The following is a 25,360-nucleotide window of genomic DNA, read 5'->3' on the forward strand; positions in this document are numbered from 1 at the left end:
GTCAGTTGTACTTATACTTGCCAAAGCAATAAATAGGTCTACGACCTTATCTTTTCAAAAGCATGGTTATTTTCAGACATAAGTCAAAAAAGACCATCTTTGCATTTACATTCTGTTCGATATGCCGTTCGGCTAAAGCCAATTCGGCTGTAAAATCTATTATATTTTTTTCGTTGATAAAAGGAGCAAAACGATTTCCAAAACGGTTCTCCTCTTGATTTAAATATATCATTTCCGAATGTTTGAGATTACTTACAAAGTACTCACGTATCATTCTTTGACAATATACTAAAAAATTCTTCTGACGTTCTCTTCCAACTGTTGCTATTTCATTTGCAATCGCCTTAATATCTTTGATACTACGGGCATAGGAAGATCGCATCATTTGAACAAAAAGATTAAAAAAGAACTTATGTTCTTCATCCAAACTAATGGTTTCAATAGCTTTCAGATAGCTGCCATTGGCTATGTGAGCTACCGTAACTGCATCTTCGGGTGTTATATTATATTCTGACTTTAGAGCTTCTACAATAGCACTCTCTGCAATATTATGTATATTGACACGCTGACATCTCGACTGTATGGTTGTTATTATCTGGTCAGGAGTATTAGAAACCAATATGAAAACCGTTTTATCATAAGGTTCTTCTATTATTTTAAGGAGCTTATTGGCACATGCTTCGTGCATTTTTTCAGGTAGCCAGATGATCATCGTTTTATACTTTGCCTCGTATATTTTAAGGCTCAGTTTTCGGATAATCTCTTCGCTTTCCTTTGCATAGATCATACCCTGGGCATTCTCAGCTCCAACATATGCTAACCACTGGCTTAAGCTGAAATAATGATGCTCGCCTACAAATGTCCTCCATTCATTGATATAATCATCACATACTTCTTTTTTGTCTTTCTTGATTACAGGAAAAACAAAATGAAGATCGGGGTGTGCGAGTTTCTTATATTTAAGACAAGAACTGCACTTTCCACACGAATCGTTATCCTGAGGGTCAAGGCAGTTCAGATATTGAGCATAAGAGAGTGCAAGAGATAGTTTACCTACCCCTTCCGGTCCGCAAAAGAGTCGGGCATGAGGTATAATACCTTTTTTAACCGAACTTATCAATTGTTCTTTTACGTCTTCTTGCCCTATTATATCTTTAAAAAACACTATTCTTTATCTTCTTTTATTTAGTTTTCGAGCGAATATTTATTCGCCCCCTATACTCACCGCTTTGTTAACTGTTGACGGATTAATACACCTCTTTAGCTATGCGGCGTACACTTTCGGTAGCCATTAGAGCATAAAAATGAATACTGGGGACTCCGTATTGAATCAATTCTTTACATTGTTTAATCCCCCACTCTATTCCGACTTCTTTTGCATCTGCATCCGACTGACATTTTCTCAATTCGGAAGCCAGCTCTTCGGGAATATCAGACCTGAATGTTCTGGGTAAAAGAGTCAGATGATTCGTTTTATATATCGGCTTCACTCCGGGAATAATCGGTATAGAAATACCTTCGGCACGACAACGTTCTACGAATGAAAAATATTTACTGTTATCAAAAAACATTTGAGTCACAAAATATTCTGCACCTTGCTCTTGTTTCATTTTCAAGTAATGAATATCCGACTCTAAGTTGGGAGCTTCTTCATGCTTCTCGGGGTAACAAGCCATTCCATAAGAAAATGGAGTTTCGAATCGATCAAAAGTTCCTCCATCGGCTGTTATTCCTTCGTTAAATTGATTGACCTGCACCTGCAAATCAGTTGCATACTGATTCATATTACCCGCCAATTGATCCGACTCAAGCTTATGAGCATCTCCTCTTAAAAGAAGAAGATTATGAATTCCCAAGAAATTTAAATCTATCAAAGCATATTCTGTTTCTTCTTTCGTAAATCCTTTACAGATCATGTGAGGAATAGCAGTAATATTATATTTATTCTGTATAGAAGCTGCAATTGCTACAGTACCCGGGCGTTTTCTTACATTCACCTTAGTTACTGTCCCATCGGGCATTTCCTTGTATATATTTTCGCTGTGATGCGTAGTTATATTTATATACTTGGGATCAAATTCGATCAGCTTGTCTATTATGTTGTACGCTTTCTGAATACTATTACCTTTCAAAGGGGGCAATATCTCAAAAGAGAAAGCGGTTTTTCCATTATTTTCGATTAAATCTGTAACTTTCATTATCCGTATTTACCTTATAAGTAAAGAATAAAATTTATTGGTCTATTTTATAGTTGTAACTAACTATTATACCACTTTAGTCAGTGGTAAGATAAATCTGATACTTTACTTGAATATGGCTTTAAAAAGGTCATTTCCGTTTGCATAAATCAGTAAAGCAAAAATAAATACCATACCTGCAACCTGAGCATACTCTTGGAATTTTTCATTCGGTTTTCGGCGAGTAATCATTTCGTAAAGCAAAAACATCACATGTCCACCGTCCAACATGGGTATAGGTAAGATATTCATCACAGCCAAAATCACAGATAAGAATGCAGTCATAAACCAAAATGCCTGCCAATCCCAAGTAGCAGGGAACATACTTCCGATACCACCAAACCCACTAAGATTAGATAAACCTTCTTTTGTGAATACAAATCTGAATTGTGCAATATATCCTTGTAGGGTTTCTTTTGCCAGATTCACTCCCGCCGGAAATGAAGCAAAGAAACCAATATTATCATGTCTCAACTGACAAATCGCTGTCAATGGGATAGAAGTAAATCCTAAAACACCCGAACTATCTACAATTGCGGTAGTACTATATAGAGAATCGCCTCTGTAATAACTGATAACTACTTCTGAATTTAGATTCTCCCCTATATTTTTCCGAATTCCGGCGAAAGATTCTACCGCTTTACCATTAACCGATACAATACTATCTCCTTTGATTAAACCGCTTTTTTGGGCGATACTGCCTACAATTACACTGTCTACAACAGGTGGAATTTTCATTTCATAAGCCATCTTTTTTGAGCCTATCATCTTATCGGCAAAATCTAAAGGCATAGTTACAGTTTGTAGCTCTCCGTTTCGCTCAATAACAACTTCTTTAGCATTGGCAAACTTCATCAGGGTATTTATATCCAATGTTTTATCCATGTGATATTTTAACTCTTTGCCATCAGCACTTATAATTTTATCGCCATCCTGAAAGCCTGCATCTTTTGCAACCTGACTAAACTCCATACCACGGCTTACATCTTTAAAAGAGATATAAGAATCGCCCCATGAGAAGAGAATCATTGAGTAGATAAATATTGCCAAAATTATATTGAAAAGAACACCTCCAATCATCACCAATAGACGTTGCCATGTCGGTTTAGATCTGAACTCCCAAGGTTGTTCGGGCTGTTTCAGTTGCTCTTTATCCATCGACTCGTCGATCATTCCGGCAATTTTCACATACCCTCCCAAAGGTAACCAACCGATACCATATTCTGTATCGCTATTTTTAGGTTTAAACTTGAATAAAGAAAAACCTATATCGAAAAAGAGGTAAAATTTCTCGACCTTAATTTTAAATACACGGGCAAAAAAGAAATGTCCGAATTCGTGGACAATAACCAATATTGATAAACTTAAAATTAATTGTAACGCTTTTATGAAAAATGTTTCCATTAGTCTGTTTTAGAAAATAAATAATTAAGATCGTTGATCTCTTTACTATGATTTGTTAGTGACCTAAGCTTAAATAAAAGCAGCGGCCACTTCTCTGGCTTCGATATTTGACAACACATAGTCGTCATACGTTGGCTTTTGAATAAATGAAGCTTTCTGCATGGTTTTCTCTATAATGTCGCTCATCTCGAGAAAGCCTATTTTTTCTTTTAGAAAGGCTTCTACAACTATTTCGTTTGCAGCATTTACGATGCAAGGCATATTTCCCCCTTTATTGGCTGCATCAAAAGCAAAGGCCAGATTACGGAATCGATCCATATCAGGCTCTTCGAAAGTCATAGTACCCAGTTTAAATATATCCAGTCGTTCGAAATTAGATTTCAGACGATTCGGATAGGCAAACGCATATTGAATCGGTAAACGCATATCAGGTAAACCCATCTGCGCTATAATAGAAGAATCTTCGAATTGTACCATCGAATGAATAATAGACTGAGGATGTACAACTACCTGCACTTGATCGGGAGTAAGCCCAAAGAGCCACTTAGCTTCGATCATTTCAAAGCCTTTATTCATTAACGTCGCCGAATCGATGGTAATCTTAGCTCCCATCTCCCAATTAGGATGTTTTAGAGCCTGATGCTTAGTCACTTTTTGCAATTCATCTTTGTTGAATTTACGGAAAGGGCCACCCGAAGCAGTCAGTAATATTTTCTCGATAGGACTACATTCGCCATTTAAACATTGAAAGATAGCCGAATGTTCCGAATCGACCGGTAATATAGGCACTTTATTTTCTAATGCCAATTCTGTGATTAATTCACCCGCAACTACCAATGTCTCTTTATTGGCCAATGCAATAGGCTTTTTAGCTTTAATAGCACTGATAGTTGGAGCCAATCCGGCATAACCAACCATAGCTGTAAGCACTATATCGATAGGTTCGCTCTGAACTACCTGAACAATAGAATCCATTCCTGCCCAAACCTTAATAGGCAGATCAGCCAATGCTGCTTTAAGGGCTTCATATTTATCTTCATTAGCAATCACGACCACCTCAGGCTGAAATTCACGGGCTTGTTTCACCAGCAAATCCAAGCTATTATTTGCAGTGATAGCATATACCTCAAATTTATCGGAATGCTCTCTGACCACGTCTAATGCCTGTGTGCCTATAGATCCTGTTGATCCTAATATAGCGAGTTTACGTTTCATCTATTTTTTAGAATGATATATATAATTCGGGATTGATAGGGTTACCCTTATACCAAAGTTCGAATTGTAATGTTGTTTTTTCTGAATTGTCTTTTCCATTACCTACCATGGCAATAGCTTCCCCGGTTCTGACTTTATCTCCTGTTTTTTTCAAGATCATCGAGACTCCTTTGTAAACAGATATAAATCCGTTTTTATGTTGTAATTGAAGCATATACCCATTATCGGCATAGCCTGCAAAGACAACGGATCCTTCGAGAGTTGCTACCACACTTTCACCGGCAGTAACAATCTTCACCCCGTAATTCCGCGAAGGAAGATTAAATTTCCCTGTGATTATACCTTTTACCGGACGAAAGAAAGTAACGCCTTCGGTGGGTGTTGCATCGGAAGTGGAAATAGTTGACAGGTTGTATTTTTCAGCCTCTTCATACTCTTCCCTGTATTTTCGTTCTTTATCGGTACTTTGTAAAGATTTGTCGGTTTCGGAGATTGTAACAGTATCCACTTTATTTTCGGAATCAGGCTGTACTTTTCCTGCAAAAATATCTTTTATATTTTCCAAATATGCCAACTGGTAACTTTGTTGGAGTTCTAACGAATCGACCTGAATAGCTGCACGTATTGCCTGTTCTCTAATCTCGGAATCTAAATAACCGGGTAAGTAGTTGCGAATAGGTGTTGATATTATTATCACAGAGGCAATTACCATCAAAATAAAAAAGGACGTCAAATACAACATAATACCGTAAAACATCGAAACACGAAGTTTCCACACTTCTTCAAGTGTGTTCTCATTCAATATAGACAAACGGTACTTGAAGTGTAGCCGTTTCCAAAAACTATGTCGATTTTTATCTTTTCTTTTTGCCATTAAATCATTTTAAGGTCTCAGACCTCATTAAAACCTTACTTGATTCATTATACCTAAGCGTACTAATTCTTTGATATTTCTCACCAAATATAATCAAGCATGCAAATTTAATAAAAGAAATACAGATTGTGGCTTTGCGTTTTAGTATTTCATTAAAGAAAATTAAATTCGATCATTTTAATTCAACAAATAGGCTATTCGGTAAAATATTTCTATCAGAATCGTTTCTTTAATTTTTTTTAGCTATTTTTGCAGCCTGCTTTTTCCAGAAAAAAAGCTTGAAAAAGTGGTTATAATTAATATTTCTATTTATTATAAAGTTATATATGAGCCTATTAAGTAATAAGCTATATCGATATGATGCTGCCAGAAACGCTCGCGCTGCAGGTATCTATCCTTATTTCAGAGAAATTCAGAGTGACCAAGACACTGAGGTAGTTATCAACGGTAGAAAAGTCTTGATGTTTGGCTCAAATGCCTATCTTGGATTGACTAATCACCCCAAAGTTGTAGAAGCTTCAATTGCTGCAACCCGTAAATACGGGACAGGAATGGCAGGCTCTCGTTTTTTAAACGGAACTTTGGACATTCATGTTCAATTAGAGAAAAAATTAGCCGCATTTGTGGGCAAAGAGGATGCATTAGTGTATTCAACCGGCTTTAATGTTAACCAAGGTGTAGTAGGCTGTATTACAGGCCGTGAAGATTACATCATTTGGGATGAACTAGATCATGCTTCAATAATTGAAGGAAACAGAGCTTCTCTTTCTACGAAATTGAAATTCCGCCACAATGATATGGATTCTTTGGAGAAACAACTCCAAAAATGCGAACCTGACAAAGTTAAACTAATTGTGGTTGATGGTGTTTTCAGCATGGAAGGTGATGTTATCAATCTACCAAAAGTTGTAGAGCTATCTAAAAAGTACAATGGTAATATTATGATCGATGAAGCTCACGGTTTAGGAGTATTCGGTCGTAACTTCAATGGTAAAGGCGTTCATGACTATTTCGGTCTGACTGACAGCATGGATCTTATCATGGGAACTTTTAGTAAATCATTGGCATCTATCGGTGGTTTTATTGCTGCAGAGGAAACAATTATTGATTATCTTCGTCACAATTCACGTCCTTATATATTCAGTGCAAGTGTTACTCCGGGAGCTACTGCTGCTGCAAATGCTGCTCTTGATATATTGATGAGTGAACCTGATCGTGTAGAGAATTTGTGGAATATCACAAACTATGCATTAGAAGGATTCCGTCAGTTGGGTTGTGAAATAGGACATACCAATAGTCCGATTATTCCTTTATATATACGTGATAATGAAAAAACATTCATTATAACCCGTACTTTATTTGAAGAAGGTGTTTTCGTGAATCCGGTAGTATCTCCGGCTGTTGCTCCTAAAGACACGCTTATACGATTCTCATTAATGGCTACTCATACAAAAGAACAAGTGGACATTGCTTTAGATAAAATCGGGGCGATATTCAAAAAAATGGGCGTACTCGCAAACAATATGGAAAAAGCTTAAATTTAAGTTTCCTACATAATAAAATAAAACCCTCTTTCGTTTAAAGATAGAGGGTTTTTATTTTTATATATACGACTAAGCATTCATTAAAAGATCTCAATATCAAAATATGAAGTATTTTCTTACATGTTTATTCTTATTCGCAATTACAATTACATCATCGGCACAATACACAGTATCAGGAGGTATTGGAGAAAAGCCTTATGAATATACTGACGGACTTGGAGGCACAGGTATTTCTAAAATATACATTTTAAATACTTTCTCGGGAGCTACCATAACGTATACGTCAAATGCAGCTGTTGTTCGTTTCTACAAATACAGCCGATCTTTATCGGATAAAGTATTAATCCCCTATTCTGATATATCGACAAGTAACAGTGGAAATAATACAACATATACAATAACTAATCTGGAAGATTCAAGAGGATATTTCGCAGAGGTAAATGGTGTAAATAATGCTGTAATATGGATAATTGACTACAGTAAGCATCTGCCCATATTAAATTCAATCGAACCCTCTGAGGGAGGAGACAGATGCGAATTCCTGAAGTTATTGATAAACAAATCTGATGATCTACCTTATTATGCTACCACCGGAGGTGAATATTCGGTCATAAGAAAATACACAATAGAATATCCTGATTTTGATGGAACTTCAAAGGAGTTCAAAGAGGTAATCAAGACGATAGGTCCTCGTGATATTGGTATAGATGCTACAATTGATGCACCACTAAAGGATACTAAATTCACGCTCAGTGGTGATCAGATTGCAAAGCATTTCGGACTGGATATACATATTGACAGTAAAGAATATACGGCAATTGCGGTTAAAGCTTTTATGGATGCAGTGCAAGTGAATAGCAGTGAAGAATCAACCGGCCTGGGAGGTTCTGCTCCTGCTCAGATTAACTTCTCGGGATATGGCAATGATCCTACCGCCCGCTTCTATACATGGTTTATTTATAATACATCCGATATGGAGAACCCGATAGTTCGCTATACCGATCAAAATATTCGATATACATTTAATAATGCTGGAACATTTCGGGTTGTATTAGAAGTTGCGGACAGAGGTTCTGTCTGTGCAGATACTGTAAATGTTCAATTCTCTATTGCTGAATCAGAACTTAAAGTACCGAATATTTTCTCTCCGGATGCAAACAGCGAAGAAGCTAAAGTTTTTAGGGTTACTTACAAATCGTTAGTTAAATTTAAATGTACGATTTTCAACCGATGGGGGAATAAGCTTTACGAATGGACTGATCCGTCAAAAGGATGGGATGGTAAATACAATGGTAAATATGTGAATACAGGAGTTTATTTTTATGCGATAGATGCTCTCGGTTCGGAAGGCAAGCATTATAAAATGGCAGGAGATATAAATGTGATACGAAAGAAGTAAAGACGTAGTATTTAATAGAAACAAAAAAGATGAAAGCTTTAACTTTCATCTTTTTCTATTTTTATAAACCACTGAAACTTACATTTTCAAATAGGAGCGATGGTATTTGCCGTGAAGAATTTAATGAGAGAGGGTCATTCCCAACTTCTACCAAATTATTCCATAGCTCAAGAATATTTCCTGTTATATTCATTTCACCGATTGGAGTTGTTACAATTCCATTCTCAATAAAAAAACCTTCTATTCCGAATGAAAAATCGCCTGTGGTACTATTCGTATTTCCTCCATTAAAACCTGTTACCCAAATTCCATGATGCATTGTGTTCAATAGCTGAGAATGATTTTTGGAGCCATGTTTCAGTTTCACTATTGATGGAGATGCGATAGTAGGCTGCGTATTTAATTTAAGGGCATTATAGGAATCAATAAAGTAAGTATTTAAAACTCCTTTATCAATCAATATCTGATCTTTAGTAGCAACACCTTCACCATCGTACCAACGAGAACCGAATGATCTTCTCTGATGGGGATTATCTATAACGGTAAGTTTATCCGACACAATTTTGTCTCCTAACCTGTTTAATAGGAATGTATTTTTTTGCTGAATTGCAGTACCATACATAGCAGAAATAAGTGGAGATACTAATTTCATGGATACCGTATTGTCTAGGAGCAAATTATACTTTCCTGACTTTATCTTGGTTTGCCCAAGCTTCTGAAAAGCCCTCTTTAGTGCCTTCCGGGCAATCCCCTCGGTTTGCAGATCTGTCCAATATAATTTACTGTCATACCAATAAGACTCGGGACGTGCGTCACCTGCGGTTTTGAGTGCAACTTCTGCGGTTAAACTATAAGCTGTATCTTGAATCTCTCCCTCAAATCCGTTACTTGCCACCATGTACTCGGCACCGCATCCGTCATCGTAACTGGATACGACTGATACTATACGGTCATCTGTTCCGTAAATCTCCTCAACTGTAGCTTTTGCAACAGCTAATTTCTGATCGACTGTATAATCAAAAAAAGTAGCATCGAATAAATCTAAATCATCCTCGGAGTTCATCTTATAATAACGATCCATATCGGGCAATTGACGACATAAATCGGGAGCTAGGAAGCGTGTCGAAGCAATACCATCTTTGATAAACGCCTCCAATTCGGACTTTTCAAGTCTATTTGTCGAAAGGGTTCCATATCTGCCATCCACATATAATTCTATGTATAACTTATTTTCGGAACTCTGATGCAGCTTATCCAACTGAGTATTTCGATACTCAAAAGAGTTATTATTGGCTACGGTTAGAGACACTCTGGAAGAAGAACAGCCATTTTTCAAGGCTATTTCCATCGCCCATTGTGCTATATCTTTGTGTTGACGGGTTATAAGTGTCATCTTTTAGTTGTTTTTAAATAAATAAAGTGCTTTAGTATCTGTATATCTAAATTTACATTTTCTCCCAGATATGGGCAGCGTCAAGTCCTAATTTTATAATGAACAGAGCTGATAAAACATAAATCATTGTAGAAACATCCTTATATCTTCCCGATAATATTTTAACAAAGAAATAGGTAAGTATACCAAAAACAATACCTTGTGCAATACTGTATGTAAAAGGCATAAAAATGAGTGTAACGAAAGCCGGTAAAGACTCCGTAATATCATCGAAATTTATTTTAGCTACTGCCGAAATCATAAACAGCCCCACAACGATAAGCGCGGGTGATGTTGCCGAAGCAGGTACTATGAGAAACAAGGGGGCAAAAAACAGTGCCAGCACAAACATAAAAGCTGTACTTACCGAAGTTAGGCCTGTACGCCCTCCGGCTGCAACCCCTGACGAACTTTCGATGTAGGCTGTAATTGGACTTGTACCCAAAACCGATCCTATAGTTGTACCTAAAGCATCTGCAAATAATGCTTTTTTCATCTGAGGGAAGTTACCGTCTTTATCTAATAAACCGGTTCTCGAAACTACCCCGATAAGAGTTCCTACGGTATCAAAAAGATTTACAAATAAGAATGTAAATACGACTAATGCCATATCGAATGTAAATACTTTATCCCATTGGAATTGAGCAAATGTAGGAGCCAAAGACGGAGGAAGACTTACCCAATTACCTTCGGGAAAATGAACTATTCCAGCAAAAACACCGCCAATCGTCGCAGCGACTATACCTATCAGAATAGCTCCATTTACATTGAGTGCCAACAAAGCTCCCGTAATAACCACTCCTGCCAGTGCAATCCAAACATTCGGATTTGCCATATCTCCCAAAGAAACCAAAGTGGCATCATTTCCAACTACTACCCCTGCACTTTTTAATCCGACGAGTGTAATAAATAAACCGACACCTACGGGAATGGCTTCTTTCAAAACCCGAGGGATACTGTTTACTATTAATTCCCGAACATTAAAAAAAGTAAGAAGTATAAATATAAGTCCTTCAATGAAAACCGCTGTTAAAGCAAATTGCCACGTATAACCCATCGTGAGCACAACCGTAAAGGCGAAAAAATTATTAAGCCCCATCCCCGGAGCTTGTGCAACAGGCAGATTGGTAAAAAATGCCATAAAAAGAGTAGCTATAACCGAACCTAAAACCGTAGCTGTAAATACTGCAGCCCTATCCATTCCGGTTTCTCCCAAAATATTCGGATTTACAACCAGAATATAAGACATGGTAAGAAAGGTTATCAGTCCTGCGAATAATTCGGTACGGACAGTCGTATTATTTTCTTTCAGTTTAAAAATTTTCTCTAACATATTATTCATTGGGTATATTTATGAAGTAGATGAAAGTATTTAATGGTCTTTTAGAGTTATAGAAAGAGACCTTAGAAGGTCCATTTACCGGCAATGGTCGGAAATACATACAATTTATTTTTATAGTTTGAAGTGCCATAAAAATTATTGGTAATTTCTATTTCACTACCAAAAGACAGATTCTGATCTATATTATACCAAAACTGAGGTTCTGTAAGCAGAATAACTTTTTTACCTCCTTTACCGGATACTCTGTCTTTATTTTCAGTCCAAACATCAATAAACCCGGTTAATGTTACTTTATTATCAAACAAGTTTGTATTCCAGATTCCTGTCCATTGCACATCGTGGCTCACTTTATCAAAGGTATTATACTTGTAAGTTAAATAGGTGCTAATAAATACAGATCCAAAAGCATGATCGTACGCTCCTCCGATCATATAGGCATTAGGTATCGAAAATCCTGAAAAATTGTCACCTCGAACTATCCCACCATTAAATTCGACATGCGGCATAATAGGACTATTACCTACTTTTATATTCCTATAAATTTCTAAATAAGCAAGACCAATATTGCCTCTGCTTTGATTGAAATCAATATCGATAAAACCAAAAGTAGATCCCCATTTATCGGGTTTAAACATTTGAAATGTTGCCGTAAAGTAATTTCGTGGTGCGACATCATTGTTTAAACTGTGTCTTGGATCGAAGTGCAGTTGAATTTCCTGCGAATAAGAGATAATAGATACTGCGAATAGAAGTAACGAAAGAAGTAAATGTTTTTTCATAGAGTTCTTTGCTCAATAAATTATTAAACGTGTATTATTTAGACAGAATAAATTATTTACTAAAGTTATAAAGAGTTATCAATCTCAGATTGATACTAGAATTGGTTGTTCTTATTATTTTTTTCAACCTGTGCCAATATATCATTCATCATCTCAATCTGAATCTTTTGAATTTCGATGAGCTCCTGCTGTTGATATATCATCAGGTGATCTATCTTTTCATGCAAAGTGCGAACTTCCAATTCCGATTTCAGATTAATCATATAATCTTTCTTTGAGCGATCGCGATCTTTTTCTTCCTGACGATTCTGACTCATCATCATTATTAGAAGTTTAGTTAAGTCTACTCTCCTCCTACAGTCAACTTACTCACCAACACCGAAGGCAGCCCTTGTCCTACTGGAACACTTTGTCCATCCTTTCCACACGTCCACGAACTTTCGTCAATCTTCAGATTATTACCGACCATAGTTATATCAGCTAAGGCTTTAGGCCCGTTGCCTATAATATTTATATCTTTTATCGGCTGGGTTAATTTTCCGTTTTCTATTAAATAGCCGGTTTTCACATAAAATGTAAAATCACCTGCACCGATCTGTACTTGACCGTTACTAAAGTTATCAACATAAACACCTTGCTTTACGCTGGCAATCATCTCCTCATTGGTCATATTGCCCGATTCCATATAGGTCACACGCATGCGTGGCATAGGTACATGACGGAACGACTGACGTCTTCCATTTCCGGTAGGTTTTACACCATAGTATTTTGCACTGATTCTATCGTGTAAATAGCTTTCAAGAATACCGTTTCTTACGATATATGTCTTTTGGCTTTCGACACCTTCGTCATCAAAATTAATTGCACCTCTGGCATACTCTATAGTACCATCATCAACTACATTTATATTGGAGTTACAGATTGATTTCCCTAACAAATCGGAAAATATAGAAACATTCTTACGATTAAAATCGGCTTCAAAAGCATGTCCTATTGCCTCATGCAGTAATATCCCCGAACCTCCTGCACCCATGACAACAGGCATTTCGCCTCCTTTAGGTTTTACGGCATCAAACATAAGGGCTGTTTGCGAAACTGCTTCATTAGCCAATGTTTCCAGTAAACCATCATTTAAGAACTCAAAGCCTTTACGGTAAGCACGTGATGCAAAACCATTCTCGATCTTCCCGTTTTGTTCCATCGTACATCCTCCGTACATTATCGCCATAGGGCGGTAATCCCATGAAAGAATACCTTCGGAATTAAAGAATAATATATAGGAAGTGGAATGATTCAGACTAACCGAAGCTTTTATCACTCGGGGATCAAGTTCAAATATGCGGGCATTAAGCTTTTCTATAAATTCTTTTTTCTCATTTACCGAGACATCCTGCCAAGACTTATTTATTTTATAGTAATTTGTAAAATGCGTTTCGGTTATATTTATTGAAGTGCTTTGTTTTAAAGTATGTGCTATTCCGGCTGCGGTCTTTGCAGCTTTCAGCATATCCGCAAGCGTTGTATTTTCGACATAGGCATAGCCTGTTTGCTCTCCTACAACCACTCTCACACCTACTCCATAATCTATGTTGGAAGAGGTTCTGTTTACCTCTCCATCGCGAAGAGAGATGCTACTATTGATGGTATGTTCAAAATAAAGATCTGCATAATCTCCTCCTTTTGCCAGAGCTTCATTTAACACTTTCTGAAGATCTTCTGTCGTAACACGAAAATGAGCTAAAACATCATATATATTTACATCTGCACCCAATCCTATCATCTATTATGTTCTTTCAACTATTTAAAACCATATTATTCAATCTATCACCCTTTGGTTATGGCACTTACCAAAGCAATTGGCAGGTCTTGGACCTTATAACATTTTCGTGCATCAAAATTAATCTATTTTTCTATATCTTTATCCTTTCGTTACAGAAACCATACAACAAATACAATAAAAAGTCAGAGAAAATATGACTCGTAATATATTTTTGACAGTTATAAGTGTCCTTATATTATCATGCGCCGGAATATCAGCCAACAATCCTAACATTATCAACTTTAGCAGGAACGACTACCAGGCCGGAAATAAAAACTGGTCTTTGAGCGAAGACGAGAAAGGCATAATGTATATTGGAAATGATTTAGGTTTATTGGAGTTTGACGGAATAGACTGGCATCTGAACAAATTGCACAAAGCCGATGTAGTAAGAGCCATATACGCAGCTTCCAATCAGACGATATATACCGGAGGTTATGAAGAATTTGGCAGATGGGACAGAGATATCAGCGGCATTCTTAAATATACTTCTTTGAGCGATAACCTTCCCGGAGGACCTTTGCATAATGATGATATCTGGAGAATCTGGAAGAGAGACAATCTTGTGTATTTCCAGTCATTCAAAAACATATACATATACGATCAGAATAATGTGTATAAATTTCCGGAACAAAAAAACATCCTTTTTCTGATAAAAGTAAGGGATGAATTATGGGTTCAGGAAATGGGAGGAAGCCTCTTTAAAATCGAAGGGAACAGGTATGAAAAAATAGCGGGCAGTGATATATTTTCCAAAACAGAAGTCAAGACTGTACTGCCGACTTCGGATAATAAATACATTATAGGTACATCTTCGATGGGGCTCTATATTTACGACGGATCAGAGTTCAAAGTCTGGAATAACAACAGAGAGCTTATAGACAATAATGTTAATTGCGGATTAGCTGCACGAAATGGTAATTACTATTTCGGTACAATACTTGGAGGCATATATGAGGTGTCTCCCAGTGGCAATATAACCAATCATTTCAATACTGAAACATATCTCCATAACAATACCGTACTGGCCTTATATGAAGATCGCTCCAATAATATCTGGGCAGGGCTGGATAGAGGTATTTCATGTATACAATACCTAAATGGCATTAGCTGTATGACCGATCCTAAGGGCAAAATAGGAGCAGTATATTCGGCTGCATTGTATGACAACAAATTATTCATTGGCACCAACCAAGGCACATATTATATAGAAAAAAATGATTTATATAGTATGAACGCTCTTTCTAAGTTCAAGTTGGTTCCCAGAACCGAAGGTCAGGTATGGAGTTTAAATGTTATTGATGGTCAACTGTACTGTTCACATAACCGGGGTCTATTAATTATAGACCGGAATCTATCGGTAACATCCCCCTATAAAATAAACACAGGAGTATTCTATACACTGGAAAAAGATAAAGACCATCTTCTTTTAGGAACTTATATCAGTTTAATGTCTATAGATAAAAGCACAAAGACTCTCTATAAACTCAATGAAATTCAGGAACCTATAAATAAAGTCCAGACGGATCATCTCAATAATGTTTGGTTGCAGCACATGAACAAAGGCATATACCGAACCAGACTCAATGATGATTTTTCGAAAATAGAATCATTCAAATATTACGGAAACGAAGGACAACAAGACATTCCCTATAAATTAAAGTTATTCAAAGTAGGAGGAAGGGTTGCTTTTCTAGGTAATAATAAATTTTACACCTATAACGATATTGACGGTACCATTGTACCTGAGCATGCTTTAAATGAATGCTTCCGTGATATTTCAGGGCTCAAAGAGGTTGTAAATATATCCCCTAATAATTTCTGGATCATAGGTAATGATCTTATTTATAATGTAACTTACAATGATAACACAGCCCAAATAAAATTCAGAATAGACATCGGTTATAAGAACTTCTCGATGATCGATAATTATGAAAATATTGTAAATCTGGATGATGACTATAGCCTGGTTTGCTTGGATAACGGTTTTCTATTATGTAAAAATAAAGTCACAGCCGAAAACAAACCAATAGCTCAACCTTATTTTAAATCTATCAGAATATCTAATTCAGGGGGTGAATCGGTTTATCTTGATAATAACTTCAATCAAATAAGCCATTCGTTCAATACTATAAGATTTCAATTTTCAACAGCTGAAACCTTAACGCGTAATATATCCTTTAAATATAAGCTTGAAGGGTTAGACGATCAGTGGTATGTGTTGAAAAATCAAAATAATATTACCTATGAACGTCTTCCTAAAGGAAAATATACCTTCGTTGTTGTTGCCATAGATCGTCAAGGAAACAAATCGGAGGAGATAAAATTCTCTTTCGAAATACTCGCACCATGGCATCAATCCGGTTGGGCCGTTCTAGCCTATTGCCTATTATTTATTTTGTTCATCACTTCTATAATTATGTATATCCAATACAAGTACAAAAAATTGCATATAAAGAAGTTACGCATATTGGAGACCAAACGCTTAAACCTTATCAACGAGCTTCTAAAGCAGGAAGTAGAAGAAAAAAATGCAGAATTACTTTCTCAAACTTCATTTATTATACAACGTAATGAACTTATTCTTAAAATAAAAAATGAAGTAGAAGAGTTCTACACGAAACAAAACAACAAAACATTGACTCCACTTTTTCAAAAGATAAATACCCTATTGAATAGTAATCTTGATAGCGAAGAAGACTGGAAAACATTCCTTATTAAATTCGAACAAAAGCACACAAATTTCTTTAAAAAAATAAAAGAAACTTACCCTCAGCTTACAGCAAATGACCTGAGATTATGTGCCTGTTTAAAACTGAATTTAGACTCAAAAGAGATAGCTGCATTAATGAACATTTCGGTAAGAGCTGTAGAAAATAGCAGATATCGACTACGCAAAAAGCTTGATATACCTTCGCACCAGCATCTAAACGATTTCTTTTTGCAAATATAAAAGGCACACAATATCAATTACAAAAACCTAATTAACAGCATATTATTTTTTTTTGAGTAGTAATAATGAGGTATGGTTATTGTTAAATATAAGACCTATGTATACATTATGAGACAAATTTCATAGCGACTGACCTTAGTGTTTTTACATTTGCTGCAACTCATTCAAGAAAAACAAGATATTTTTTACTAAAATTCTTATGGCGTTTTTTAGAAATATTTAGACTTGTCAGGCTGAATGAAAAAATGTTAAACAGTAAAAATCAGAAATCCATGAAAGAAACTAGATTGACCTCTACGAGGAGAATCAGTATGAAGTTTTGTCTTCTACTATTCTTAATCTTCTCAGCAAGCATCTCAAATGCTTTTGCTCAGACTACAGTAACAGGAGTAGTCACCGATGAGCAAAAAGATCCACTACCGGGTGTTAGTGTTACAGTCAAAGGTTCCACTACAGGAACAGTTACCGATTTTGACGGTAATTATTCCGTTACCGTAAAATCAGGCGATGTACTTGAATTTACATTTTTAGGAATGAAACCACAATCAATTCCAGTTGGGTCTAAAACAAAAATCGACGTTGTATTAATTGATGATACCCACGAATTAGAAACAGCAATTGTAATTGGTTATGGTACTGCAAAAAAAAGAGATTTAACAGGATCTATCGTAACAGTAAAAGGAGATGATGTATTTACAAAACCGGCATCTAATCCATTGGCCTCTATACAAGGTAAAGTAGCAGGGGTACAAGTAATAAATACCGGTAAAGCTGGACAAGATCCTGAAATTCGTATACGAGGAACAAACTCTATCAATGGTTACAAGCCTTTATATGTGGTAGACGGATTATTTAATGACAACATTAACTTCCTGAATCCTGCCGATATCGAATCTATGGAAATTCTTAAAGATCCCTCATCATTAGCAATTTTCGGGGTACGTGGTGCAAATGGTGTTATCATCATTAATACTAAAAGAGCAAAAGAAGGGCAAACCCTTGTGAATATAAATACAGCTTTTGGCTTCAAGCAAGTTGTAGATAAAATAAAAATGACTAATGCTCCTCAATTTAAAGAACTTTATAATGAGCAATTAGTCAATCAAGGAGATAAGCCTTACGATTTTACAGACTGGCAAGCAAACACAAATTGGCAGGATGAAATTTTCCAAACCGGATTTATGTCTAACAGTAACGTTAGTGTAACAGGTTCTACAGATAAAAGTAAGTTTTATCTAGGAGTAGGATATGCTTCTGAAGAAGGAAATATTAAGCATGAAAAATTCGGAAAAGTAACTGTCAATTTAAGCAGTGACTATAATCTAACTAAAGACATTAAAGTTGGGTTTCAATTTAATGGTGCAAGAATGACCCCTGCTGATCAAAAATCCGTACTTAAAGCTTTATATGCAGCTCCAGTAGCTCCCGTATTCAATGAAGAGTTTCAACTATATCACGCTCTGCCTAGCTTTCAAAAAGCACAAATTGAAAACCCAATGGTTGATATTAGTGCAAGAAGCAACACAACGAAAGCTTTAAACTATCGTGGTGGCGGTAATGTATATGGAGAAGTAAACTTCCTTAAGAACTTCAATTTCAAAGCAATGTTTGCTCTTGACTACAGATCTGACGATAGCCGTAAATATACTCCTATAGTTGCAGTATACGATCCATCGATTGGAGGCCCCAACCCTATTGACACTTTAGGTACCAAAAAAACGAGTGTACAGCAGATAAAAGAAGATGAAACTAAAGTACAGGCTGATTATGTATTAACTTATACCAATAAGATTAACGACCATAGCATTACAGCAACCGCAGGTTTCACAACATTCTATAATAGTTTAACAAAACTTACCGCAGAAAGAGGTCAAGGAGAAGGTTTACCTATACCTAATAACCCTGATAAATGGTATGTGAGCATGGGTGATCCTAGTACATCTAAAACTGAGAGCGAACAATGGGAGAGATCAACAGTATCATTCCTTTTACGAGCTCTTTATAGCTACAAGAACAAATATCTGTTTAACGGTTCATTCCGTCGCGATGGATCTTCGGCATTCTTCTATACAGGTAATCAATGGCAAAATTTCTACTCTGCAGGTGGAGGTTGGGTTATGTCTGAAGAAGACTTTATGCAAAACCAATCTGTTATTGACTTCTTAAAGATTAAAGGATCTTGGGGTACACTAGGTAATCAAAACATGTCGACTCCATATCCGGCACAACCTCTTTTGACAAACGAAACATCTGCTATATTTGGCAATCCTTCAGTGGAATACCCTTCATATTCTTTGAAATACATCCCAAATCCAAATTTGAGATGGGAAAAGATTGAAGCTTGGGAAGCCGGATTTGAAATGAATATGCTTGCAAATAGATTGCGCTTAGAAAGTGTATATTACAAGAAAAACACAAAAGATCTTCTAGCTGAGATCCCAGGAATCGCAGGAACAACACCTGGCCTAGGAAACTTAGGAGAAATTCAAAATAAAGGTTTTGAAGTTGTAGTTTCGTGGAATGACAAGATTAATACTGACTGGGGATATAGTATAAGTGGAAACTTAACAACAATAGACAACAAAGTAAAATCACTGGTACAAGATGGATATACTATCATCAAAGGTGATAAAAACATATCACATACTACAGCAGGATATCCTATTGGATTCTTCTATGGCTATACTGTAGATGGTGTATACCAATCCGATGCAGATATTGCTAATTCTCCTAAAAATACTTTAACAACTGTAAAGCCCGGAGACCTTAAGTTCAAAGATATGGATGGTGATGGCAAAATAACAACTGCCGATAGAGGTATGATTGGTAACCCAACTCCTGATTTTACTTATGGTATTTCACTAGGACTTAATTACAAAAATTTTGACCTTGGAGTTGACTTGATGGGGGTATATGGAAATGAGATATACAGAACTTGGGATAACTATAACTGGTCACAATTCAATTATATGTCTCATCGCCTTGACAGATGGCACGGAGAAGGTACATCTAACTCAGAACCGATATTGAATACAACCCGTACAATAAATAATGAAAACTCAACTTATTATATCGAAGACGGAAGTTTCTTTAGAATCAGAAATATCCAAGTAGGTTATACTTTTGACCAAAATGCACTAAAAAAAGTACGTGTAAAAGCCTTGAAAGTATTTGTTAATGCTCAAAACTTGAAAACTTGGAAAAACAATACAGGTTATACGCCTGAATTAGGAGGTGATGCTACAGCATTTGGTATAGACAATGGATCTTACCCTATGCCTGCAATATACACTTTTGGTCTAAATCTTACTTTCTAATTATATAAAATAATATTTTTATGAAACGATTAATAAAAAAATATATACTTCCGGCAGTACTTATAGCCGGATTGAGCCTAACAAGTTGTAGCGACTTTTTAGATAGAAGTCCTCTCGGAAATTTAACAGAAGACGATGCACCGGGAGGTATAAATCAGGGAAGAGTATTCCAGATTTACGGGCTTATGAGAGGTTATAATATTACAGCTGGTATACCTGCATTTGCTATACATAATTTCCGTTCTGAAGATTCGGAAAAAGGTAGTGATGCTGGGGACGGATCTGATCAGGCAGCTTTTTTCGATAATTTTGAATACAATACAACCAATGGTGTATTGGCTTCTTATTGGACAGAAAACTATAAGGTTATAGTTAATTGCAATACAGCGATAACAAGTATTGAGGAGCAAGCAACCAGAACAAAACAAGATACTATAAATTATGGGGAAGCTAAATTTTTTAGAGCTTACGCTTTCTTCAATTTAGTAAGAGCTTTCGGAGAAGTACCTAAAATAGATTTTAGAGTAACAGACCCTGCTCAAGCTAATATCGCAAAATCTCCAGCAGCTGATATTTATGCACTGATTGACGCAGATTTGGCTGTTGCAGTTAAATACTTGCCTACACACTGGTCAAATGATTTTACAGGTCGTTTAACATGGGGGGCTGCAAGATCATTACAAGCAAGAACTTATATGATGCGTAGCGATTGGAACAATATGCTAGCCGCTTCAAAAGACGTAATTAATTCGGGATTTTACAATCTAAGTACTCCTTATGATAAAATCTTTACTGATAGCGGTGAAAACTCTCCTGAATCGATATTCGAACTACAATGTATGTCTACAGCGGCTAAACCAAACTCCACTAGTATTGGTAGCCAATTTGCAGAAGTACAAGGTGTAAGAGGATCAGGTCAATGGAACCTAGGCTGGGGATGGCATATGGCTACTACTGAGCTTATGAATAAGGCTTACGAAAAAGGTGACCCTCGTAAAGATGCAACATTATTATATTTCCGCAGAAGTGTAACAGATCCTATTACTCCAGAGAACACCAACACTCCTTTCGGAGAGTCGCCTGTATCTACTGCAATGGGAGCGGCATACAATAAAAAAGCATATACAGATCCTGCTTTACGTAAACAATTTACAAATGGAGGTTTTTGGGTAAATATAAGATTGATACGCTATGCAGATGTTCTTCTTATGGCTGCTGAAGCTTCAAACGAGTTAGGAATGAGTTCTGATGCTCTTAACTATTTAGAACAAATAAGAAGCCGTGCCCGTGGAAACAACACCGCTATTCTACCTAAAGTTACCACTACTAGCCAAACTGAATTGAGAGATGCTATTCGTCATGAAAGACGTGTAGAACTAGGCTTAGAACCAGACCGTTTCTATGATTTAGTACGCTGGGGAATCGCTAAAGAAGTATTACATGCTGCCGGTAAATTAAATTATCAAGATAAACATGCATTACTTCCTATACCTCAGGTTGAAATAGATAAATCAAATGGAGTATTAGTTCAGAACCCTAATTTCTAAATAATAAATTGATATAATAGGGGCATATTTCTGTCCCTATTATATTTTTATATCAAATCAACCCATGAGAACGCTAAGAATACTACTGTTTCTATTAATTTGTGTACCGTATATTTCGCTTTCAGCATCTTCTAGATTAGTGACTCTTGACAAATATATTATACCTGTCAATGTAAAAGGAGCTATAATTGGAAAGGTCGTAATAGAAGGCAATGACAAGGTCACTTTAGAAAAGGATACTTCAAAGCTTTTTCTAATAGATCAATCGGGTTACATTAAATTAAAACCAACCGTAGCACTTTCGGCCTCATCACCTATCAAATACGAGATTATACTAAAAACAGGCAGTGGAAATAAAGCTTTTGAATTAGTCAAAGACGAATTTATTCACAACAAAGTAATAGCCCATCGTGGTGCATGGAAAAACCATGAGGCGAGTCAGAATTCACTGAGTTCATTAAGAAAAGCCATCGAATTAGGATGCGAAGCTGCAGAGTTTGACGTTTGGCTATCATCAGACAACAAAGTAGTTCTTTCTCATGACCCTACAATTGGAGGCAAAACAGTTGAAGATACTCCAGCCAAAACATTAATGGAGATTCCCCTGAAAAATGGAGATTTCGTTCCCTCACTAGAGGAATACCTTGGGTGTATTAAACACCAAAATAAAACACGATTAGTGTTAGAACTTAAAGGTTCGCAAAAAGGGAAAGACCGCAGTTTAGCACTTGCTGACTCGGCTGTTCAATTAGTTCACCGCTACAAAGCTCAAGCTTGGGTTGACTATATCAGTTTCGATTATGAAGCATTGCTGCGTGTAAAGGAATTAGATCCGACAGCGGTGATTTCATACTTGGAAACAAATAAAACGTTAGAAGAATTATCTGCTGACAGAGTAGATGGGATAGATTATCATTACAGTGCATTCTATAATGATGAAAAACTGACAGATAAAGCAAAAAAATTGGGTTTAACAACCAATGTATGGACGGTAAATACCGAAGAACAAATGCAATATCTCCTACAACAGGGTGTCGATTATATAACAACCGATGAACCCGAATTACTTTTGAAATTTATAGAAACACATTATAAATAATAGATATGAAAAAACTATTAACTATGCTTTTTTGCTGTGCCGCAATTAGTGTCGGAGCCCAGCAGAGCAGTACAAGAGATGTAAAAATGGATCGATTCATCGACGATCTGATGAGTAAGATGACTCTCGAAGAGAAAATCGGACAGCTTAATCTACCCGGTGCAGGAGACATTACCACCGGTCAGGCTAAAAGCAGTGATATCGCAACCAAGATCAAACAGGGTCAAGTTGGAGGTTTATTCAACATCAAGGGTGTTGAAAAAATCCGTGAAGTACAACGTGTAGCTGTAGAAGAAAGCCGCATGAAAATACCTATGATTTTCGGTATGGACGTTATTCACGGATACGAAACCGTATTTCCTATTCCATTAGGATTAGCTGCAACATGGGATTTGAAAGCAATAGAACACTCAGCACGTATAGCAGCCACAGAAGCTAGTGCCGATGGTATATTCTGGACATTCAGCCCAATGGTTGATATCTCACGTGACCCACGTTGGGGACGTGTATCGGAAGGCAACGGAGAAGACCCTTTCTTAGGTGGAGCAATTGCGAAAGCAATGGTTCGCGGTTATCAGGGTGATAATACTTATTCTGACAATACTCATATTATGGCTTGTGTAAAACACTATGCACTATATGGTGCAGGTGAAGCCGGACGTGATTATAACACGGTAGATATGAGCCGCAACCGTATGATGAATGAATACATGTATCCATACAAGGCAGCAGTAGAAGCCGGTGTAGGTAGTGTTATGGCTTCATTCAACGAAGTAGACGGAGTGCCTGCAACTGCCAATAAATGGTTAATGACAGACGTACTTCGCAAGCAATGGGGATTCGAAGGTTTTGTTGTTACTGATTTTACAGGAATCAGCGAAATGATAGAACACGGTATCGGCGACTTACAAGAAGTATCGGCACGTGCCCTAAAAGCAGGTGTAGATATGGACATGGTAGCTGAAGGCTTTACTGGTACAATTGCGAAATCGTTGAAAGAAGGTAAAGTATCGCAAGCTGATATTGACCAGGCTTGTCGTCGTATACTTGAAGCCAAATATAAATTAGGCTTATTCAAAGATCCATACAAATATATGGATGTTAAGCGTCCTAAAAAAGAAATCTACACGGAAGCAAATCGTGCAGTAGCTCGTAAAATAGCTTCAGAAAGTTTCGTATTGTTGAAAAATGCAGGAAATGTTCTTCCTCTTAAAAAACAAGGAAAAATTGCAGTAGTAGGTCCATTGGCTAATACTCGCTCTAATATGCCCGGAACTTGGAGTGTAGCTGTTAATCTGGATAAACCTCAAACGGTTATCGAAGCTATGCAAGCTGTTGGTGGAAAGGATGTAAAAATAGTATATGCCAAAGGAAGCAACCTTACAGCTGATGCTAAACTGGAAGAAAATGCAACTATGTTTGGACGTACTCTAAACAGAGACAACCGTACTAAAGAAGAACTATTGAACGAAGCTCTTGAAGCATCTAAAGATGCAGATGTTATTGTTGCAGCATTAGGTGAATCTTCGGAGTTTAGTGGTGAAGCAAGTAGCCGTTCAAACATTGATATTCCTGATGTTCAAAAAGAACTATTGGCAGAACTTCTAAAAACAGGTAAACCAGTTGTACTAGTATTGTTCACAGGTCGCCCATTGACTCTTACTTGGGAAAACGAAAACGTACCCGCTATACTTAACGTATGGTTTGGTGGAAGTGAAGCTGCCCCTGCAATTGCAGACGTAGTATTCGGTGATGTTAACCCTAGCGGTAAACTGGTTGCCACTTTCCCACAAAATGTAGGTCAAATTCCTCTTTTCTACAATCATAAAAACACAGGTCGTCCTTTGGCCGAAGGTAAATGGTTCGAGAAATTCCGTAGTAACTACATTGATGTTAGCAACGAACCTCTTTATCCATTCGGATACGGTTTGAGCTATACTCAATTTACATATGGCGATGTTGTTCTTAGCTCTGCTAATTTAGATCAAAACGGCGAACTGACTGCCAGCATTACTGTTACAAACAGCGGTAAATATGATGGAAAAGAAGTGGTGCAAATGTATATCCGCGATTTAGTGGGTAGCATAACCCGTCCGGTTAAAGAATTAAAAGGTTTCGAGAAAATAGAATTAAAAGCAGGAGAAACTAAAACAGTTAGTTTCAAGATTACTCCTGAATTACTTAAATTCTATAACTACGATTTAGAATATGTATTTGAACCCGGAGATTTTGATGTTATGATTGGTGGTAGCAGCCAAGATGTCAAGACAGCCAGATTCACTTTAAATTAAACTGTTCTTAGGTTCTATAACGCCAAGTGAAAGAGGTTGTCAGAACAAATTCGGGCAATCTCTTTCCATATTTAAGCAACAGAACTTTTTTTATACTAACTAGAAAAA

The 25,360-nt window shown here is 36.7% G+C and carries 17 protein-coding genes; 7 read left to right on the forward strand and 10 right to left on the reverse strand.

All coding sequences use genetic code 11. The annotated features are described in order from the left end of the window. Positions 1-46 precede the first annotated feature (46 nt). The 5 genes from G7050_RS02015 to G7050_RS02035 all read right to left on the reverse strand — a co-directional run bounded on the left by G7050_RS02015 (position 47) and on the right by G7050_RS02035 (position 5,730). Positions 47-1,165, reverse strand: coding sequence for a DNA polymerase III subunit delta' (locus G7050_RS02015; RefSeq protein WP_166110464.1), 1,119 nt, complete (start codon positions 1,163-1,165; stop codon positions 47-49). Between the two features lie 82 nt (positions 1,166-1,247). Next, positions 1,248-2,198: a methylenetetrahydrofolate reductase gene (locus tag G7050_RS02020; RefSeq protein ID WP_166110467.1), complete on the reverse strand. Its 951-nt coding sequence runs from the start codon at positions 2,196-2,198 to the stop codon at positions 1,248-1,250. A 105-nt stretch (positions 2,199-2,303) separates the two neighbouring features. Then, a complete protein-coding gene (gene rseP, locus G7050_RS02025; RefSeq protein ID WP_166110470.1) occupies positions 2,304-3,641 on the reverse strand; it encodes an RIP metalloprotease RseP in 1,338 nt (445 codons plus the stop codon). A gap of 69 nt (positions 3,642-3,710) precedes the next feature. Then, positions 3,711-4,856 carry a 1-deoxy-D-xylulose-5-phosphate reductoisomerase gene (locus G7050_RS02030; protein ID WP_166110473.1) on the reverse strand — a complete coding sequence of 382 codons (1,146 nt, stop codon included), beginning with the start codon at positions 4,854-4,856 and terminating at the stop codon, positions 3,711-3,713. Positions 4,857-4,863: 7 nt separating this feature from the next. Continuing rightward, on the reverse strand, positions 4,864-5,730 hold the full coding sequence (locus tag G7050_RS02035; protein ID WP_166110475.1) for a murein hydrolase activator EnvC: 867 nt from the start codon (positions 5,728-5,730) through the stop codon (positions 4,864-4,866). A 326-nt stretch (positions 5,731-6,056) separates the two neighbouring features. Here G7050_RS02035 and G7050_RS02040 point away from each other — a divergent pair, with 326 nt between their 5' ends. After that, on the forward strand, positions 6,057-7,268 hold the full coding sequence (locus tag G7050_RS02040; protein WP_166110479.1) for a pyridoxal phosphate-dependent aminotransferase family protein: 1,212 nt from the start codon (positions 6,057-6,059) through the stop codon (positions 7,266-7,268). A 109-nt stretch (positions 7,269-7,377) separates the two neighbouring features. Then, a complete protein-coding gene (locus G7050_RS02045; RefSeq protein ID WP_166110482.1) occupies positions 7,378-8,673 on the forward strand; it encodes a gliding motility-associated C-terminal domain-containing protein in 1,296 nt (431 codons plus the stop codon). Between the two features lie 61 nt (positions 8,674-8,734). Here the strand turns inward: G7050_RS02045 and G7050_RS02050 are convergent, their stop codons facing one another. The 5 genes from G7050_RS02050 to G7050_RS02070 all read right to left on the reverse strand — a co-directional run bounded on the left by G7050_RS02050 (position 8,735) and on the right by G7050_RS02070 (position 14,006). Next, positions 8,735-10,066: a TldD/PmbA family protein gene (locus tag G7050_RS02050; protein ID WP_255499242.1), complete on the reverse strand. Its 1,332-nt coding sequence runs from the start codon at positions 10,064-10,066 to the stop codon at positions 8,735-8,737. A 52-nt stretch (positions 10,067-10,118) separates the two neighbouring features. Next, positions 10,119-11,438, reverse strand: coding sequence for an NCS2 family permease (locus tag G7050_RS02055; protein ID WP_370521935.1), 1,320 nt, complete (start codon positions 11,436-11,438; stop codon positions 10,119-10,121). 71 nt (positions 11,439-11,509) lie between these two features. Further along, a complete protein-coding gene (locus tag G7050_RS02060; RefSeq protein ID WP_166110488.1) occupies positions 11,510-12,226 on the reverse strand; it encodes a DUF5020 family protein in 717 nt (238 codons plus the stop codon). 95 nt (positions 12,227-12,321) lie between these two features. Next, complete coding sequence (locus G7050_RS02065; protein ID WP_166110491.1) at positions 12,322-12,549, reverse strand: DUF1003 domain-containing protein; 228 nt, start codon at positions 12,547-12,549, stop codon at positions 12,322-12,324. A 20-nt stretch (positions 12,550-12,569) separates the two neighbouring features. Next, positions 12,570-14,006 (reverse strand): TldD/PmbA family protein, encoded by a 1,437-nt coding sequence (locus G7050_RS02070; RefSeq protein ID WP_166110495.1) that lies wholly within the window; start codon positions 14,004-14,006, stop codon positions 12,570-12,572. Between the two features lie 193 nt (positions 14,007-14,199). On the opposite strand from G7050_RS02070, the gene G7050_RS02075 reads away from it, so the two are divergent. The 5 genes from G7050_RS02075 (at position 14,200) to bglX (ending at position 25,252) form a co-directional block, all read left to right on the forward strand. Further along, positions 14,200-16,998 carry a triple tyrosine motif-containing protein gene (locus G7050_RS02075; protein WP_166110498.1) on the forward strand — a complete coding sequence of 933 codons (2,799 nt, stop codon included), beginning with the start codon at positions 14,200-14,202 and terminating at the stop codon, positions 16,996-16,998. A gap of 311 nt (positions 16,999-17,309) precedes the next feature. Beyond that, a complete protein-coding gene (locus tag G7050_RS02080; RefSeq protein ID WP_255499290.1) occupies positions 17,310-20,315 on the forward strand; it encodes a TonB-dependent receptor in 3,006 nt (1,001 codons plus the stop codon). 20 nt (positions 20,316-20,335) lie between these two features. Continuing rightward, on the forward strand, positions 20,336-21,862 hold the full coding sequence (locus tag G7050_RS02085; protein ID WP_166110504.1) for a RagB/SusD family nutrient uptake outer membrane protein: 1,527 nt from the start codon (positions 20,336-20,338) through the stop codon (positions 21,860-21,862). 64 nt (positions 21,863-21,926) lie between these two features. Then, positions 21,927-22,961, forward strand: coding sequence for a glycerophosphodiester phosphodiesterase family protein (locus tag G7050_RS02090; RefSeq protein ID WP_166110506.1), 1,035 nt, complete (start codon positions 21,927-21,929; stop codon positions 22,959-22,961). A 5-nt stretch (positions 22,962-22,966) separates the two neighbouring features. After that, positions 22,967-25,252: a beta-glucosidase BglX gene (gene bglX / locus G7050_RS02095; protein WP_166110509.1), complete on the forward strand. Its 2,286-nt coding sequence runs from the start codon at positions 22,967-22,969 to the stop codon at positions 25,250-25,252. Positions 25,253-25,360 lie beyond the last annotated feature (108 nt).

It is taken from the genome of Dysgonomonas sp. HDW5A, assembly GCF_011299555.1.
Lineage (GTDB): Bacteria > Bacteroidota > Bacteroidia > Bacteroidales > Dysgonomonadaceae > Dysgonomonas_A.

Coding starts and splice junctions, on each gene's coding strand:
- G7050_RS02020 (WP_166110467.1), bottom strand. CDS start 2,198: ATGAAAGTTACAGATTTAATCGAAAATAATGGAAAAACCGCTTTCTCT.
- rseP (WP_166110470.1), bottom strand. CDS start 3,641: ATGGAAACATTTTTCATAAAAGCGTTACAATTAATTTTAAGTTTATCA.
- G7050_RS02030 (WP_166110473.1), bottom strand. CDS start 4,856: ATGAAACGTAAACTCGCTATATTAGGATCAACAGGATCTATAGGCACA.
- G7050_RS02035 (WP_166110475.1), bottom strand. CDS start 5,730: ATGGCAAAAAGAAAAGATAAAAATCGACATAGTTTTTGGAAACGGCTA.
- G7050_RS02040 (WP_166110479.1), top strand. CDS start 6,057: ATGAGCCTATTAAGTAATAAGCTATATCGATATGATGCTGCCAGAAAC.
- G7050_RS02045 (WP_166110482.1), top strand. CDS start 7,378: ATGAAGTATTTTCTTACATGTTTATTCTTATTCGCAATTACAATTACA.
- G7050_RS02050 (WP_255499242.1), bottom strand. CDS start 10,066: ATGACACTTATAACCCGTCAACACAAAGATATAGCACAATGGGCGATG.
- G7050_RS02055 (WP_370521935.1), bottom strand. CDS start 11,438: ATGTTAGAGAAAATTTTTAAACTGAAAGAAAATAATACGACTGTCCGT.
- G7050_RS02060 (WP_166110488.1), bottom strand. CDS start 12,226: ATGAAAAAACATTTACTTCTTTCGTTACTTCTATTCGCAGTATCTATT.
- G7050_RS02065 (WP_166110491.1), bottom strand. CDS start 12,549: ATGATGATGAGTCAGAATCGTCAGGAAGAAAAAGATCGCGATCGCTCA.
- G7050_RS02070 (WP_166110495.1), bottom strand. CDS start 14,006: ATGATAGGATTGGGTGCAGATGTAAATATATATGATGTTTTAGCTCAT.
- G7050_RS02075 (WP_166110498.1), top strand. CDS start 14,200: ATGACTCGTAATATATTTTTGACAGTTATAAGTGTCCTTATATTATCA.
- G7050_RS02080 (WP_255499290.1), top strand. CDS start 17,310: ATGAAGTTTTGTCTTCTACTATTCTTAATCTTCTCAGCAAGCATCTCA.
- G7050_RS02085 (WP_166110504.1), top strand. CDS start 20,336: ATGAAACGATTAATAAAAAAATATATACTTCCGGCAGTACTTATAGCC.
- G7050_RS02090 (WP_166110506.1), top strand. CDS start 21,927: ATGAGAACGCTAAGAATACTACTGTTTCTATTAATTTGTGTACCGTAT.
- bglX (WP_166110509.1), top strand. CDS start 22,967: ATGAAAAAACTATTAACTATGCTTTTTTGCTGTGCCGCAATTAGTGTC.